This window comes from Streptomyces sp. NPDC047981 (genome assembly GCF_040653315.1).
Lineage (GTDB): Bacteria > Actinomycetota > Actinomycetes > Streptomycetales > Streptomycetaceae > Streptomyces.
Genome location: NZ_JBEZNQ010000036.1, coordinates 26,045 through 43,714, shown reverse-complemented (window position 1 = coordinate 43,714; position 17,670 = coordinate 26,045). Strand labels below are relative to the sequence as shown.

Sequence of the window (17,670 nt, the reverse complement as noted above, 5' to 3'; positions counted from 1 at the left end):
GACGTATTCCGATGAGCGCTTCATTCACATCTCCGGAGCAGATGGCGGAACGGCGTGTCCAGATCGTTCCCCCCGCCGTTCACCAGTCCGAGCTCGCCCCCGCCGATCTGCTCCATTCCGGAAACGCCGGAGTGGTCGTGCAGAAGGTGGGCCAGCTGAAGTCGGAATTCCGCAGCGAGGGGCGGATGTTCGCCCGCGAGGTGGCGAAGCACGTCAATTCCCAGCAGACCGGGAACGCCACCGCGTTCGTCTACGAGGAGAGCTTCGGTTACGAGGACCGCATTCACTTCCTCATCCACCTCCGCTCCCTTGACACCTACTACGACATGGTCGAGATGGGCGACCGGGACCGCGCCTTCCGCGAGTCGATCGCCAAGGAGCGGGTCCAGGCGGGCGCCGACAGCGGCGCGGGCGCCTGGGACCGGCTGTTCGTGGACGGCAGTGTCCGCTCCCACGTCCTGCTGCCCTGGGAGGACCGCGCCGAGGAGTCGCTGAACTCCGCGAACGCCGGCATCGTGCTGCTCCGTTCGGCCGCGGTCGGCCACGGTTTCCGCGCCGAGAGCCGCGAGGTCGCCCAGGAGATCGCCCGGAACGTGAACAAGCGGTTCGCCGGGGAGGCGTCCGCGACCCTCTTCGACGAGGCGTTCGGCGATGCCGAGCGGGTGCACTGGCTGCTGCACCTCAAGGACCTCACCGTCTACGGCCGGCTGCGCGAGGCGCTCGCCGTCGAGGGCCGGCCCGGCACCTTCGTCGACGGCAGCCTGACCGAGACCGCCCTCACCCCCCACCACTGGGGCCTGTACGCCACCCGGCAGCAGCAGTCCGCCTGAACCTCCTTTCTGCACAGCGGAGTTGAGACGATGAGTGTGGTGTGGGCGTTCCCCGGGCAAGGTGCGCAGCGGGTCGGCATGGGGGCCGAGGTGCTCGACCGCTACCCGGACCTCGTCCGGCAGGCCGACGAGATCCTCGGCTACCCGATCCGCGAAGTGTGCCTCCGGGGCACCGAGCCCGGTCTCACCGACACCCGCTCGGTGCAGCCCGCGCTGTTCGTGGTCAACGCGCTGAGCTGGCTGGCCCGACGTGAGGAGGGGCCTGCCCCGGACTACCTCGCGGGCCACAGCCTGGGGGAGTACGACGCGCTGTACGCCGCCGGGTGCTTCGACTTCGCCACCGGCGTCCGGCTGGTGCGGCGGCGGGGCGAGCTCATGGGCCGGGCCGACGGGGGCGGCATGCTGGCGGTGGTCGGGGCCGACCCCGACCGCCTCGCCGAGGCGCTCGCACGCGGCGGCATCGACGACGTCGACCTGGCCAACCGCAACTCGGCCAGCCAGGTGGTGCTCGCCGGGCCCCGGCCGTCGCTCGACCGGGCGGCCGGGGCGGTGAAGGCCGCCGGCCTGGGGCGCTGCATCCCGCTCAAGGTCAGTGCCCCGTTCCACTCCCGCTACATGGCCTCGGCGGCGGAGGAATTCGACACCTTCCTCGCGGGGTTCGACTTCGCCGACCCCCGGATCCCGGTCGTCTCCAACGTCACGGCGCTGCCCTATCCGCCGGGCCGGGTACGCGAACTGCTCGCCCGTCAGGTGGCGTCGCCCGTGCGGTGGTGGGAGAGCATGAGCCACCTGATCGGCGCGGGGGTGACCGAACTCGTCGAGGTGGGCCCCGGCAGGGTGCTCACCGGGCTGTGGACCGCCGTCCGCGAGCACCCGGCGCCGAGCGAGCGCCTCGCGCCCGGGCAGCTGCCGGCCTCACGCGAGCGCCTCGCCCCCGAGGAACCGCCCGCCTCGCGCGAGAGGCCGGCGCTCCGTGAGGAGTCGGCGTCGCGCGAGCGGCCGGGCCACCGTGAGCGGCCCGTCTCCGCGCGGTCCGCGCCGGAGCCGCCGCCCGTGCCGTCCGTGCCGCGCACACCGTCCGCGGCCTCGTCCGGCGCCATCCGTGCCGAGGGGCTCGGCTCGGCGGAGTTCCGTGCCGACTACCGGCTGCGGTACGCCTACCTGGCCGGCTCCATGTACCAGGGCATCGCCTCCGCCGATCTGGCGGTCCGGATGGGACGCGCCGGGCTCATGGGATTCCTCGGCTCCGGGGGCCTGACCCTCGGGGAGGTCGACGCCGCGATCCGCGACATAGGGGACCGGCTCGGCCCGGACTCCCCGTTCGGCGTCAACGTGCTCGCCTCGCCCGACCACCCCGCGGCCGAGAGGGAGCTCGTCGCGCTGCTCCTCGCCCGCGACGTCCGGTACGCCGAGGCCGCGGCGTTCACCTCGGTGACCGCGCCCCTCGTGCGCTTCCGGTTCACCGGCGCGCACCGGGCCCCCGACGGCACCCCGACCGCCGTCCGCCACGTCCTGGCCAAGGTGTCCCGGCCCGAGGTCGCCGCCGCCTTCATGCGGCCCCCGCCGCGCCCGCTCCTCGACGCACTGGTCGCCGAGGGCGCCCTGACCGCGGCCGAGGCCGAGGTCGCGGCCCGGCTGCCGGTGGCGGGGGACATCTGCGTGGAGGCCGACTCCGGGGGGCACACCGACGCCGGGAGCCCGTACGCCCTGATGCCGGCCATGCTCCGGCTGCGTGACCGGGCCATGGCCGAGCACCGCTACCCGCGGACCGTCCGGGTCGGCGCGGCCGGCGGCCTCGGGGCGCCCGAAGCGGTCGCCGCGGCCTTCGTGCTCGGCGCCGACTTCGTCCTCACCGGCTCGGTCAACCAGTGCACCCCGGAGGCCGGCACCTCCGACGCGGTGAAGGACCTGCTGGCCACCGTGGACGTGCAGGACACCACGTACGCCCCGGCGGGAGACATGTTCGAACTCGGCGCACGCGTCCAAGTCGTGCGCAAGAGCACCCTGTTCGCGGCCCGTGCCAACAAGCTCCACCAGGTGTACCGAAGCTTCGCGAGCCTGGAGGACATCGACGAACCGACCTGCCGCACCCTGGAGGACCGGTACTTCCGCCGTTCCTTCGACGCCATCTGGGCCGAGACGAGCAGCTATCTGCGCACGCACCGGCCCGACGACCTGGCCCGGGCCGAGCGGAACCCCAAAGCTCGGATGGCCCAGGTGTTCCGCTGGTACTTCGTCCACTCCACCCGGATGGCCATGGGCGGCGTACCGGGGGAGCAGGTCAACTACCAGATCCACTGCGGGCCCGCGCTCGGCGCCTTCAACCGTCTCGTGGCCGGCACCCCGCTGGAGCCGTGGCGGAGCCGCCACGTCGACGCCATCGCCGATCTGTTGATGACCGGTGCCGCCGAACTGCTGGACGGTTCGCTGCGCACCTGGTCCCGTGCCACTCCAGGAGACTGACGTGCGGGAAGACGAACTGGCCGAGCGGCTGCTGCGGATCCTCGCGGAGGTGATCCCCGGCCAGGAGCCCACCCTCCACCTCGCGCTGCGCGAGCAGGGCCTGGAGTCCCTGGCCCTGACCCGCGTCTGGTTCGGGCTCCGCAAGGAGTTCGGCGTCGACGTGCCGGTGTCGTGGCTGCGCGACTGCCCGACCCCGGCCGAACTCCTGGCCCGGGTCGGGGAGGAGCTCGCCGCCGGCGCGGGCGAGGGCCAGGACGACGGCCCCGCCCCCGCCGACCCGGCCGCACGGTACGAGCCGTTCCCCCTCACCGACCTCCAGCAGGCATATCTGGTCGCCAAGGACCCGCAGTCCGGTGAGGACACCATCGGCTGCCATGTCTACCGCGAGTTCGAGGTGGACGACCTGGACGTGACGGCGCTGCAGGACGCCTGGCACCGTGTCGTCCGCCATCACGACATGCTCCGCGCCGTCGTCACCCCGGACGGACGCCAGCGGGTCCAGGAGCACGTGGAGCAGGCACCGCTCGCCGTGGGCGGCCCGGACGGCGCTCCCGAGGTCCGCGCCCGGCTGTCGCACCGCCGCTACGAGCCGGGCGAGTGGCCGATGCACACCGTGGAGGTCTCCCACCGGCCGGGCGGCCGGTCCGTCGTCCACCTCAGCATCGACGTGCTCTTCATCGACGGTCACGGGCTCGGCGTGCTCCTCGACGACTGGTGGCGGTGCTACCGGGACCCCCGGCACGAACTCGCCGCCCAGGAAAGGACCGTACGGGACTGCGTCCTCGACCTCGCCGCACAGCGGCGCACCCCCGCCCACCGCGCCCACCTCGACCACTGGACCGAGCGACTGGCCGGCCTCCCCGACGGCCCCCCGGTCCTGGAGGCCCCGGCCGGCGGCACGGGGCGCACGGCGCTGACCGGACGCGTCGGCCGGGAACAGTGGCAGGCGATCGGACGACTCGCGGCCGACTGGGAGGTGTCGCCGACCGCGCTCGTGCTCACCCTCTTCGCCGAGTGCTTCGGCCGGCAGCGCGACGCCCGGCCGCTCTCCCTGGTCCTCACCACCAACCACCGCTCACGGCTGCCCGCCGACGTGGACGACCTGGTGGGCCCGTTCACCTCCAGCCTCGTCCTGCCGCTGCGGGACACCCTGAACCGCCCGCTGCGCGATGCCGCTCAGGCCGTCCACCGGGAACTCTGGTCCGGCCTCGACCACGCCGCCGTCTCCGGCGTCGCCGCGCTGCGTGCGCTGCGAGCCGCGGACCGCTCGGCTCCGGCGCCCAGCCTGCCGGTGGTGTTCACCAGCATGCTCGGTACCGGCCGGGCGGGCGCGGACGGCTTCGCGAGCGCCGTCACCTACGCCGTGAGCCAGACGACCGGGGTCGCCCTCGACCACCAGATGTGGGAGCAGGACGGCGAACTGCGGCTGCGCTGGGACGTGGTCGCCGAGCGGTTCCGCCCGGGGGAGGCGGACGAGCTGTTCGCCGGCTTCCTCAACGGCCTGTGGTCCCTGACCGACCGGCCGCCGGCCCGCCGCCCGATGAACGAACTGCAGCAGGCCTACTTCGTCCCCCGGGCCGTCACCCCCGCCGGGGAGTGGGACGGCTGCCAGGTCCACCACTCCTTCGACGTCGCGGACCTTGACCTCGAACGGCTCGAGTCGGCCTGGACGCGACTGGTCGCGGCGTACGACGTCCTGCGGACGGTGGTCACGCACGACGGCACGCTCGCCGTCAGCCCCCACGTACCCCAGCGGTGGGCGATCCCCGTCCTGGATCTCACGGCGGCGGACGACCCCGAGACCGTGCTCGCGGACCTCGGCCGGCGCATGGCCGGCCGGGCCTTCCCGCTGGGCCGGGGGCCGCAGGCCGACCTCGAGGTCACCATCGGTGCGCGCGGCGCGACCGTCCACCTCACCACCGACCTCACGATCCTCGACGGCCGCAGCATCCACTTCCTCGTGCGGGAGCTGTTCCGCCTGTACGCCGATCCCGGCGCCGAACCGGCCCCGTCGGCCGGCCACGACGGGCACGCGGCCGCGCAGCAGGAGCTCCGGGGCGACCCCGGGCGCCCGGCGCAGGTCGAGCACTGGCGCCGCCGGGTGGCGTCCCTGCATCCCGGACCGGCCGTGATGCAGGCCGGCGGCGCCCGTGACCGGCAGCGCTTCGAGGGCGTCCTCACCGGCTGGCGGCGCGTCAGGGAGCGCGCCCGGCGCGCCGGAGTCGACCCCGACGACCTGTTGGCCGCCGCGTACACGGCGGCGCTCGCGGAGCACCACCCGGTGCCCTTCAGCCTCCCCGTGGTGCGCTGGACGGAGCGGACCGCGCCGTTCCGGCCGGGCGAGTTCACCGCGCTCAGCTGGGTGACCCGCGAGGACTCCGGACTCGGGGTGTGGGAGCAGGCGGCCGTGTTCCACCGGACCGTCTCCGAGGACCTCGCCGCCGACGACGTCAGCGGACTCACCGAGCTGCGCCGCAGGGTCATGCGGGAACGTCGCGAGCGCGCGTTCGAACTGCCCGTCGTGTACACCGGGCTGCTCGACCTCTCCGCGCAGCAGCTGCCCGAGGGCGTACGTCTCGGGCCCTGGCTCACCTGCACCCCTGACGTCGCGCTCGACTGCATCGCCATCGACGAGGGCGACGAACTGCGCTTCTACTGGGACGCCACCCCCTCCCGGTTCCCGGCCGGGGCGCTGGACGCGATGTTCGCCCGATACCGCGCCTCCCTGGAGGGCCTGGCCACGGGCCCGGAGCCCGCACAGGACACCGGGACGGCGCTCCCCGAGGAGCGCCAGGTCCACACCCTGTTCGAGGACCGGGCCGCGGAACGCCCCGACGCCGTCGCGGTCCGCTGGGCCGGCGGCACCCTGACGTACGGGGAGCTGAACCGCTGGGCCAACCGGATCGCGTGGTCCCTGCGCGAGCGTGGCGTGGGCCCCGGCACCCCCGTCGGCATCCGGGTCCGTCGCGGGCCCGCCATGGCGGCCGCCGTCCACGGCGTCCTCAAGGCCGGCGGCTTCTACGTCCCGATCGAACCCTCCCTGCCCGAGGCGCGGACGGCGGCGATCCTCGGGGAGGCGGAGGTCGGGCTGGTCCTGAGCGACGCCCCGACGACGGATCTGCCGCTGCCCGGCGGCGTCGGCGTGCTGCCCGTCGAGGCTCCCGGCTTCCCGGAGCACACCCCCGAACGGACCGGCTCGGTCGACGACCTGGCGTACGTGATCTTCACCTCCGGCAGCACCGGTACGCCCAAGGGCGTCGAGGTCACCCACCGGCCCCTGCTCGACCTGTTCGACTGGTGCCGCCGCACCCACGGCTTCGGACCGGAGGACGTCGGGCTCTGCGTGACCTCGCTCGGCTTCGACCTCTCGGTCTTCGACCTCCTCGGGCTGCTCGGGTACGGCGCGTCGGTGTACCTCGCCGACGAGGCCGAGCAGCGCGACCCGGAACTCCTGCTGGACGTGCTCCTGCGCGAACCGGTCACGTTCTGGAACTCCGCGCCCACCACGCTCGACCAGATGTCCGCGCTGTTCCCCGGCCGGAAGGGCCGGCCCGGAACCGACACCCTGCGCCTCGTCTACCTGAGCGGCGACTACACGCCGCTGCCGCTGCCCGACGAGGTGCGCGCGCTGTTCCCGCAGGCCCGGGTCGTCAGTCTGGGTGGCGCCACCGAGGCCACCGTGTGGTCCAACTGGTTCGAGGTCGGCACCGTCGACCCGGCCTGGCGGAGCATTCCGTACGGACGCCCCATCGACAACGCCCGCTACTACATCCTCGACGAGGAGTTCCGGCCCTGCCCGCCGGGACAGGAGGGCGACCTGTGGATCGGCGGCGAGTGCCTGAGCCGTGGCTACCACCGGCGGCCCGAACTCACCGCGGAGCGGTTCCTTCCCGATCCGTTCCGCGAGCGCGCCGGAGCCCGGATGTACCGGACGGGGGACCGCGCGAGCAGCTTCCCCGACGGGGTGATCTCCTTCCACGGCCGGGCCGACGACCAGGTGAAGATCCGCGGCTTCCGGGTCGAACTCGCCGAGGTCGAGCACCGCCTGCGCAGCCATCCGGAGGTCAAGGACGTCGTCGCGCTGGCCCGCCCCGACGGCAGGGGCGACCGCCGGCTGGTCGCCTACGCGGTCCCGGCCGGGGCGGTCGCCCCGGGGGTGGCCGAACTGCGCCGCCACGCGGCGCACACCCTCCCCGACTACATGGTCCCCAACGTGGTGGTGTTCGTGGACGTCTTCCCCGCCACCGCCAACGGCAAGCTGGACCGCGACGCCCTGCCGTGGCCGGCGGAGCCGGGCAGCTCCCACTCGTTGGCCGCCGTGACCACGCGGCCGGCCGGAGCGGCCGGCGGAACGGTGTCCGACGGGACGGTGTCCGACGGGACGGAGGGGGCGGAGGCGGCGGACGGGAAGCTCGTGGCCGAGATCGCGGAGATCTTCGCCGAACTCCTGGGGCTCGCCGCGATCGACACGGGCGCCGACATCTGGGACCAGGGCGCGACCTCCTTCACGATGATCCAGGTCTCCCGGGCGCTGCAGGACCGGCACGGCGTGCGCGTCCCGGTCTCGGTCCTGCTCACCTCCCCCACGGTGGCGGGCATCGCCGCAGCGGTGGCGGAGACGGCTCAGGAGCCGGCCGCCGCGGAGCCGGGCCCCGCTGCTCCGGCCTCCGTCGATTCGGCCCCCGTCGAGCCGGCCGCCGTAGCGCCGGATTCCGCGGAGCCGGGCCCCGCGGCGTCGGCTCCCGCCGAGCCGGCTCCCGCCGAGCCCGTTCCCGCAGAGTCGGCTCCCGCCGAGCCGGCTCCCGGGCTTGTTCCCGCCGAGCCCGTTCCCGCAGAGTCGGCTCCCCCCGTGGCTCCTGGCGTTGCCGAGGTGGACTTCTTCTCAGCCGAGTCGCGCGAGGAGTTCAAGCGGGCCCGCCGGGATCTGCGGCCACGCGTGGAGGGCGGCCGGGTGCTCGTCCTGGACGACGCCGACATCGCCGAGGAGCACTTCGGCTGGCGGGAGAGCAGGCGCGAGTTCGCGCCCGGGCCCGTGTCGTACCGGGCCTTCGGCCGGATGCTCGGCCTGCTCCGCGAGACCCGGGTGGGCGGCCGTACGCGGCGGCTGTACCCCTCGGCCGGAGACACCTACTCGGTGCGGGTCCATGTGCACGTCCGCCCCGGCGGTGTCGAGGGCGTGCCCACGGGCCTGTACTACTACCACCCCGTCGAGCACGCGCTGCATCTGATCGACGCCGATCCCCGGCTCGACCGGTCGAGCCACTTCGTGTACAACCGCCCGGTCTTCGACCGCGCCGGGTTCGAGCTCCACCTGCTCGGAGCGGACGAGGCCATCGAGCCGCTGTACGGGGCGGACTCCGAACGCTTCCAGTTGCTGGAGGCCGGCTATCTCGGCCAACTGCTGCTCCTCGCGCAGCCGTCGACCGGGGTGGGCCTCTGCCCGATCGGCACGCTGGCCCTCGCCGCCCTCCGCGGGCCGCTGGGGCTCGGCACGGGCCACCGCCACCTCCACGCCTTCCTCGGCGGCCCGCTCCCGGAGCCGCCGACGACCACCGCCGCGAACGGAGAGCGCCCGCTGTTCCTGCCCCCTGCCGGGCAACCGGCGCCCGCCGCCGTCCCGTCCGCGGCCCCCGCCGCGGCCCCCGACGCACCGGAGATCGTCGTCGTGGGCGCCGCGGGCCGCTTCCCCGGCGCCGACGACCTCTCCGCGTACTGGCGGAACCTGAGCCGCGGCACCCGCTCGCTCACCGGCGCTCCGCCGGAACGCGCGGCGCACCTCCCCGAGACCGCGCCCGCCGGCGGCTATCTCACGGACGTCGACTCCTTCGACAGCCTGCTCTTCCACGTCGCGCCCGCCGAGGCCGCCGCCCTGGACCCGCAGCTGCGGCTCCTCCTGCACACGGTCCGGGAGTGCCTCGACGACGCGGGTCACACCCCCGAGTCCCTCTCCGGCGCAGGGCCGGTGGGGGTGTTCCTCGGCGCCATGTGGCAGGACTACCAGCACGTCGGCGCTGACCGGGCAAGGGGCGGAGAGGCCGCCACGATCTCCGCCACCGCCTCCGAGGCGGCCAACCGGATCTCCCACTTCTTCGGCTTCGAAGGCCCCAGCCTGGCCGTCGACACCTCCTGCTCCTCGTCCCTGACGGCCCTGCACCTGGCCGCCGAGAGCCTGCGGAGGGGCGAGTGCGAAGCCGCGGTCGTCGCGGCCGCCAACCTGTTCACCCACCCGTACCACCTGAGGCTCCTGACCGACCTGGGCCTTCTCGCCGACCGGCTGCCGGACGGAGCCTTCGACGACACGGCGCCCGGCTGGTCACCGGGCGAGGGCGTCGCCTGCGTCCTGCTGCGCTCCGCGCCGGGCGCGGAACGCACCCGGGACACCATCGCGGCGGTGGTCGAGGCCACCCGCGTCGGACACATGGGCGGGGCGGGCAGGTTCGCCACCCCGCAGGCCGGGCAGCTCGCCCGTTCCATCGGAGCGACCCTCGCCGCCGCCGGTGTCACGCCCGCCGACGTGGACTACGTCGAGTGCGCCGCGGCGGGCGCCCTGCTGGCCGACGCGGCCGAACTCGAGGCGCTCGGCCTGGTCTTCACCGACGTCGCGGACCCGGTGCCCGTGGGAACGGTCAAACCCGACATCGGCCACCTGGAGGCCGCCGCCGGCCTCTCCCAGCTCGTCAAGGTCCTCCTGCAGTTCCGGCACGGCCAGATGGCTCCCACCCGCTACGCCGGTGAGGCCGGACCCTCCTGGCCCCGGGGCATCCGCAGGGCCGAGCACCTCGCCTTCTGGCCGACCGCGCAGCCGGCGCGCGCCCTGGTCAACGCGATCGGCGCGACCGGCTCGTACGGTCATGTCGTGCTCCGCGCCCGGCCGTCCGGCGCGTCGCCGGACCCGATCGCGCGGGTCGCCGCCACGGCGCGGCAGGAGGACGCCGTCCGGCATGCCTTCCCGCTCTCGGCACCGACCGACGGACAACTCCGCCTGCTGGCCGGGCGTCTGCACCAGCACCTGGAGCCCGGCAGGGCCGCGGCGCTCGGCGACGTGGCCTTCACTCTGCAGGAGGGCCGCCGCCACCTCGCGCACCGTACGGTGATCGAGGCGGCGACCGTGGAGGAACTGCGCACCTCGCTCGCCTCCGTCGCGGCCGGAGCCCCGCTGCCCGCCCCGACGGACCCGGAACTCGCCGCCTGGCGGTCCGGAGCGGAGACCGACTGGTCGCGCCACCACCCGGCCGGAGCCCGCCGGGTGTCACTGCCGAACGTCCCGCCCGTTCCCGTGCACCACGTGCTCGACGCGGTGCCGGCGGAGGTCGGCCACGCGGCCGACCGCACACGTCGCACGATGGAACACCTGAAGGCGGTCTACTCCGAGGTCTCCGGCGTCCCGGTCGACCGGCTCGACCCCCATCTGCCCCTGGAGCACTACGGATTGTCCTCCGCCCAGGTCGTACGGCTCACCGAACGGCTGTCCGCGGACCTGGGCGAGTCCGTCCCGAGCACCCTGTTCTTCGCCCACCGCGACCTTGCCGGCGTGGCCGGCGAGCTGGCGGGCGGCGCGACGACGGCCGTTCGGGAAGGGGACGGCGACGGTGCCGGGGACGACGCCGTCGGGGGCGGCGGGCCGGTCGCCGTGGTCGGACTCGCGGGCCGCTATCCGGGGGCCGACGACATCGAGCAGCTCTGGCAGCACCTGCTGGCCGGCCGCGACCTGATCACGGCACTGCCCGAGGGGCGCCGCTCCACGCAGGCGCGCGGCGAGCCGCCGATCGGCGGGTTCCTGGCCGACGTCGCGGGCTTCGACCCGCTGTTCTTCGGCATCACACCGCGCGACGCCGAGACGATGGACCCGCAGGAACGCCTCTTCCTGCAGACCGCCTGGCACACCCTGGAGGACGCCGGCTACACCCGGGCGAAGCTGCGGGAACGGCATGGCGGCCGGGTCGGGGTCTACGTCGGCTGCATGTACAACGAGTACCCGTTCTACGGCCTGGACGGGCCCCGGCCGGTCGGCTCGGCCATCGCCGGGATCGCCAACCGGGTGTCGTACTTCCTCGGCCTTCGCGGACCGAGCCTCACCGTGGACACCATGTGCTCGTCCTCGCTGACAGCGATCCACCTCGCGGTGGCCGCGCTGCGTCGCGGCGAGTGCGAGGCGGCGCTCGTGGGCGGGGTCAACCTCTCCCTGCACACCAACAAGTTCGCGACCCTGCGCGAGCTGGGCATGGCCTCCTCGGACCACCGGTGCCGCAGCTTCGGCGCGGGAGGGGACGGGTTCGTCCCCGGCGAGGGGGTCGGCGCCGTCCTGCTCAAGCCGCTCGCCCGGGCGGTCGCGGACGGGGACCGGATCCACGCGGTGGTTCTCGGCACCGCCGTCAACCACGACGGGAAGACCAACGGCTACACCGTGCCGAACCCGGTCGCGCAAGGGGACCTGGTGACCGAGGCGCTGCGGGACGCAGGGATCGGTCCGCAGGACATCGGCTACGTCGAGGCACACGGGACCGGCACCTCACTGGGCGACCCCATCGAACTCGACGGGCTCGGCAGGGCGTTCGCGTCCGTCCGGCCGGGACGGGAGCCGTGGCCGGTCGGCTCGGTCAAGTCCAACATCGGACACCTCGAGGCCGCCGCCGGAATGGCCGGACTGACCAAGGTCGTGCTCCAGTTCCGCCACGACACCTTGGTGCCCTCCCTGCACGCCGCCGAACTCAACCCGCAAGTGGACTGGGCGCGGGGCCCGTTCCGCGTCCAGCGGGAAGCCGAGCCCTGGCCCGCGGACACACCGCGCCGGGCGGGCATCAGCTCCTTCGGCGCGGGCGGCGCCAACGCGCACATCGTCGTGGCGGCGCCTCCACCACCGCCCCCGAGGTCCGCCCAGGACACCGACGCGGGACCGCACCTGGTGGTGGTCTCCGCGCGGACCGAGGAACAGCTGAAACGGCTCGCCGCCCGCTGGCGCGACCTGCTGCGATCCCCCTCCGCGCCCCCGCTCGCGGACCTGGCCCACACCGCGCAACTCGGCCGGGAGCCCCTGCGCGAGCGGATCGCCGCCGTCGTACGGGACAAGGCGCACCTCGCCGAGCTGCTCGACGGCTATCTCGCCGGGGACACCGGAGCCGTCGTCACGGGCAGAGCGGCCGGTACCGCATCCGGACCGCCGGCCGGGCCGGACGCGTCCCTGGACGTCCTCGCCCGCCACTGGGCCGACGGCGGCACCGTGGACTGGGCGACGCTGCATCCCGCCCCGCGCCGTGTCGTCGCCCTGCCGGCCTACCCCTTCGCGATGACACCCCTCTGGGCCGCCCCGCCCGCGACGGCGCCCGCGAAGGCGCCCGTGGACGGCCCGCCCCTCGGCGGGGTGCCCCTGCTGGCGCGGGACTGGCAGGTGGAGCCGTTCCCCGAGCCGGGACCCGCGCCGACGGGCACGGTCCTCGTCCTGGCCGCCGACGAACGGTCCGGCCTCGCCGCTGCGTTCGCCCCGGCCACGGTGGTGACCCTGCGTCAGGGAATCGACTTCACGGACGTGCCGACGGCCGTCGCCGCCGTACGGGCGCTGCTCGACCGCGGCCCGGTCACCGGACTGCTCGACCTGTGTGCCCTCGCGGAGGAAGCCGGGGACGAGCGCGACGCGGGACCGTGGACGGCCCGCCTCGCGATCGTGCAGGAGCTGCTCGCCGCCCGGCCCACGGGCGGTCTCCGGATCCTCCAGGTGACCTGCGGGCTGTTCGACCTGCCCGGTCAGGAGCCGAACCCCGCGGGCGCGCGGTTCTCGGGTTTCGCGCGCTCGCTGGGCGCCGAGCACCCCTGGGTCCGCTCCACCGTCCTGGACACCGACCGGCCCGAGCGGCTCGCCGAACTCCTCGCCGTCTGGCGCGACTCGGGGCCGTACGGAGAACTCGGCCTCAGGGAGGGCCGCCGCTACCGGCCCGTCCTCGTCCCCGTGCCCGCCGATCCGGTGTCCTGGCGGCCGGACCCGGACCGCGTGTACCTGATCACCGGCGGGACGCGCGGGCTCGGCGCGCTCACGGCCCGGCACCTGGCCGCCCGAGGAGCCCGCGGGATCGCCCTGTTCGGAGCGCGGCCGCTGCCGCCCCGGCACGAGTGGGACCGGGAGGGACTCTCCGCCGCCGAGGCGGAGACCGTGGCGAACATCCGCGGCCTCGAGCGGCTCGGCGCCCGGGTCATGACCCACACCGGTGCGCTGAGCGACCGGGACTCCCTGGCCGGTTTCCTCGACGAGATCAGGACGGCCCTCGGCCCCATCGGCGGCATCGTGCACTGCGCCGGCCGGTCCGGCTCCGGCCCGGCGCCGCTCGTCCACAAGGACCTCGCCGCAGTGCGGCGGGTCCTCGAACCGAAGGGCGACGGGCTGGACACCCTGCTCGATCTGACCGACGCCGATCCGCTGGACTTCGTGGTGCTCTTCTCCTCCGTCAGCGCGGCGGTGCCCGCTCTGGCGGCCGGTGTCACGGACTACGCGGCCGCCAACGCCCGGCTCGACCTGGTCGCGCGGCACCGGACCGGCGTCCGGTCGGTCAACTGGCCGGTGTGGCGGGAGACCGGTGGCGGGACGGCCCGCCCCGACGCGGCGGCCGCGGCGGGCCTGGACCCGCTGACCGACGCCGAAGGACTGGCGGTCCTCGACCGGGTGCTCGCCCTCCCGGCGGCGCGGGTGCTGCTGCCGTGCCCCGCCCGCGACGGGCTCTTCGACGCCGAGACGGTCCTGCACGCCAACCGGCCGCCGACCTCGCCCGAGTCACCCGGACCGTCCCGGTCGTCCGCGCCGCCCACGCCGTCCGCCTCCCCGGACCAGGCGCCGCCGTCCTCCGCGCGACCGGCGGCGGCCTGGCTGGTGGGGCTCTTCGCCGAGGCGCTGCGGATTCCCGAGGAGGAGCTGGACCACGACGTCACCTTCGGCGAACTCGGTGTGGAGTCCGTGCTCCTGGCCGAACTCGTCACCCGCATCGAGGCCAGGACCGGCCGTCCGCTGGACCCGGTGGCCCTGCTCGACCACCCGACGCTGCAGCGGCTCGACGCCCATCTCACCGCGGCCGGCGCGACCGCCGAGCCCGGCGTCCCGGCGGCCGTCGCCCCGCGGCCGACCGCCACCGACGCCGGGGGCAGGATCGCCGTGATCGGCATGGCGTGCCGGTTCCCCGGCGCGCCGGACCTCGACGCGTACTGGCGCCTGCTGCGCCGCGGCGGCTTCGCGGTGACCGAGGTTCCGGCCGGCCGCTGGGACACCGGACAGCTCTACCGGCCGGAGCGCGTGGCCGGGCACAGCATCAGCAAATGGGGTGGGTTCGTCGACGGCATCGAGGACTTCGACCCCGACTTCTTCGGCATGACCGAGGCGGAGGCCCGCGACCTGGACCCGGCCATCCGGCTGACCATGGAGACGACCGCCGCCTGTCTGCGGGACGCCGGATACACCGACGAGGAGCTGCGGGGCGGCGATGTCGGGGTCTTCATGGGCGCCCGCATGTCGGGGTACCGGCGCCGGATCGGCCTCGAAGGGTCCGCCACCGGGCTCGGCGGCGACCAGAACTTCATCGCCGCCCGTGTGGCCCACCAGTACGACCTCCGGGGCCCCGCCCTCGTCGTCGACAGCGCCTGCTCCTCCGCCCTCGTGAGCGTGCAGACCGCGGTGCGCAGCCTGCTGGCCGGGGAGTCCGGACTGGCTCTGGCCGGCGGGGTGGAGGTGCTGCTCGACGAGGAGCCCTACCTGGAGTTCACCGTCGCACGGGCCCTGTCGCCGCGCGGCCGGTGCGCGACCTTCGACCAGGACGCCGACGGGTTCGTGCCCGGCGAGGGCTGCGGCGTCCTGCTCCTGAAGACCCTGGAACAGGCGGTACGGGACGGGGACCGCGTCCACGCGGTGATCGACGCCGTCGCCGTGGGCAACGACGGCCGCACGATGGGCCTGACCACCCCGAACCCGGTGGCCCAGGCACAGGTCGTACGCCGCGCCCTCGCGGCCGCCGGGGCGAAGGCCCCCGAGGTGGGGCTGATCGAGGCGCACGGCACCGGCACGCTGATCGGTGACCCGATCGAACTTCGGGCGCTCACCGAGGTGTTCCGTGAGCAGACCGACCGGACCGGGTTCTGCGCGATCGGCAGCGTGAAGTCCAACCTCGGGCACCTGCTCAGCGCCGCCGGCATGGCCGGCCTGGTCAAGGCGCTGCTCGCGGTCGAGCACGCCGAGATCCCACCGACCCTGTTCTGTGAGACGCCCAACCCCCGGTTCGACTTCGCGGCCTCCCCGTTCCTGCCGGCCACCCGGCTCCGGGAGTGGACCGGACCGCGGCTGGCCGGGGTCAGCGCCTTCGGCCTGGGCGGGACCAACGCCCACGCGATCGTCTCCGAGGCGCCCGCGATCCGTCCGACGCGGACGCCCCTGCCGGCCCCGCGGTTCCGGCGTCGGCGCCTGTGGCACGAGCGGCCGGGCGCCGTCCCGCCGGTGGCCGGACCGCTGGTCGCCTCCGTGCTCGACCTGTCCTTCCGTACCCGCTGAAAGGCCCGGACCATGACGTTCGTACTCGACCTGGCGACCGGCCGGCCGCCGGTCGCCCGGGTCTCCGGCACCGCCGAGGACCTGGCCGGCCACCGCACGGCCGTCGACGAGGCGGTCGCCGCGCACGGCGCGGTCCTGCTGCGCGGCCTCGACCTCCGGGACGAGGAGGCCGCGGAGGCCGCCGTCCGCGCGGTGACGTCCACTCCGATGACCGAGCACGAGCCCTTCGCGCCCAGGACGACGTACCGGCCCGGCCTTCACTCGCCCACCGAATGGCCGCCGGACCAGCCCATGTGCATGCATCATGAACTCAGTTACGCCCTCCGGGTGCCCGCCCGGCAGGTCTTCATCTGCCTGACCGCGCCCGAGAAGGGCGGCGCCGTCGCACTGGCCGACGGCGCCGCGGTCCTGCGCGACCTGCCGGCGGCCCTGGTGGAGCGCTTCGAACGGCACGGCTGGGAATTGCGGCGCACCCACAACGGGCCGGTCGGCGTGGACTGGCAGACCGCCTTCGCCACCACGGAACCGGCGGAGGTGGAGACGTACTGCCGCGCGAACGACATCGCGTTCACCTGGGCCGCGGACGGCACGCTGCGCACCCGCCGGATCCGGCCGGCCGTGCGACGCCACCCGGGCACGGGGGAGCGGATCTGGTTCAACCAGATCGCCTTCCTCAACGAGTGGACCATGGATCCGGCCGTGCGCGAGTACCTGGTGTTCGAGGCCGGGCCGGACGGGCTGCCGTTCAACACCCGCTGCGGGGACGGCAGTCCGCTGGACCGGGCGACCGTCGACCTGATCAACGAGGTGTACGAGGCCCACACGGTGAGCGAGCCCTGGCGGGACGGGGACGTCCTCGTCGTGGACAACCTGCGGATGGCGCACAGCCGGCTCCCGTACCGGGGCGAGCGGCGGATCGCCGTCGCCCTGGCGGATCCCGTGACGGTCAGTCGAAGCTGAGCGTGCGGAACAGGGAGACGTCCGGGCCGAGCAGCGAACAGGCCCGGACCGTGGCCCCGACCTTCGTGACGTAGGCCGGGTCCGCGGTGTCGAGCAGCACCCCGAGCATGGTGCCGCTGTGCGCGGCCACGACACCGAGCGCCCCGACCTCGGAGCAGATCCGCAGGACGTCCGGGAGCATGCGCTTGGGCCACAGCCGCTGGTTCATCTCGGCGCTGCGCGTGGCCACGGCCCCCACCTCGGCCAGGTCCCGTCGGGCGACCGCACCGGACAGCCGCTCCAGCAGGACCGCGTACGCGCGCCGGTCCGCCGCGGTGAAGGGCTTGGCCAGCCGGTTGAAGGCGACCGTGTCGACCGTGCCGCCCTCGTCCACGCCGACGATCGTCATGGTGGGCAGCGACCCCAGCCGGGCCCGTAGCCGGACCCGGCGGTGGTCGAAGGCGACCACCCCGGGATAGAGCACGCCGTCGGTCGGCTCGATCCGGCGCAGCAGGTCTTCCAGCAGCTCCGGCGGCAGATCCGGCCCGACGGCGTTGGCCACCGCGCGTGCGGTGGCCACGAGATCGGCCGATGAACTGGCCATGCCCTTGCCCTCGGGGAGGCTGCTGTCGAGGGTGAGCACCCCGCCGGACGGGACGCCGGCCGCCGCGAGCACCATCTCCGCCATCCGGCGGGCCTTGCCCTTGTGCGGGGGCCGGACCTCCACGCCGCCCGGACCCGGCACGCACTGGAACTCGGCCATCGTCCACCGGGCCACGGGCAGCGTGACGAGGAAGTCCGCGTCGGGCTCGGGGAGCCTGCCCTGGAGCAACTCCCCGAAGGTGCCGAAACAGGCGCTGACCCCGGTGGCGCCCCGGTACAGGACCGGGGCACCACCGGGAGCCGAAGGGGTGTCCACCGGTG

The 17,670-nt window shown here is 74.6% G+C and carries 5 protein-coding genes; 4 read left to right on the top strand and 1 reads right to left on the bottom strand.

Annotated features, from left to right (window positions below; genetic code table 11):
* Positions 1–11: 11 nt before the first annotated feature.
* The 4 genes from AB0E14_RS21995 to AB0E14_RS21980 are packed head-to-tail and all read left to right on the top strand — an operon-like array spanning position 12 to position 16,767.
* Complete coding sequence (locus AB0E14_RS21995) at positions 12–830, top strand: DUF6039 family protein (RefSeq protein WP_362420515.1); 819 nt, start codon at positions 12–14, stop codon at positions 828–830.
* Positions 831–860: 30 nt separating this feature from the next.
* Positions 861–3,293, top strand: coding sequence for an ACP S-malonyltransferase (gene fabD, locus AB0E14_RS21990; RefSeq protein ID WP_362420512.1), 2,433 nt, complete (start codon positions 861–863; stop codon positions 3,291–3,293).
* Position 3,294: 1 nt separating this feature from the next.
* Positions 3,295–15,807: an amino acid adenylation domain-containing protein gene (locus AB0E14_RS21985; RefSeq protein ID WP_362420509.1), complete on the top strand. Its 12,513-nt coding sequence runs from the start codon at positions 3,295–3,297 to the stop codon at positions 15,805–15,807.
* A gap of 12 nt (positions 15,808–15,819) precedes the next feature.
* A complete protein-coding gene (locus tag AB0E14_RS21980) occupies positions 15,820–16,767 on the top strand; it encodes a TauD/TfdA family dioxygenase (protein WP_362420506.1) in 948 nt (315 codons plus the stop codon).
* Here AB0E14_RS21980 and AB0E14_RS21975 read toward each other — a convergent pair.
* Positions 16,754–17,665, bottom strand: a complete 912-nt coding sequence (locus AB0E14_RS21975; protein WP_362420503.1) for a kinase — start codon at positions 17,663–17,665, stop codon at positions 16,754–16,756. The genes AB0E14_RS21980 and AB0E14_RS21975 overlap by 14 nt on opposite strands.
* Positions 17,666–17,670 lie beyond the last annotated feature (5 nt).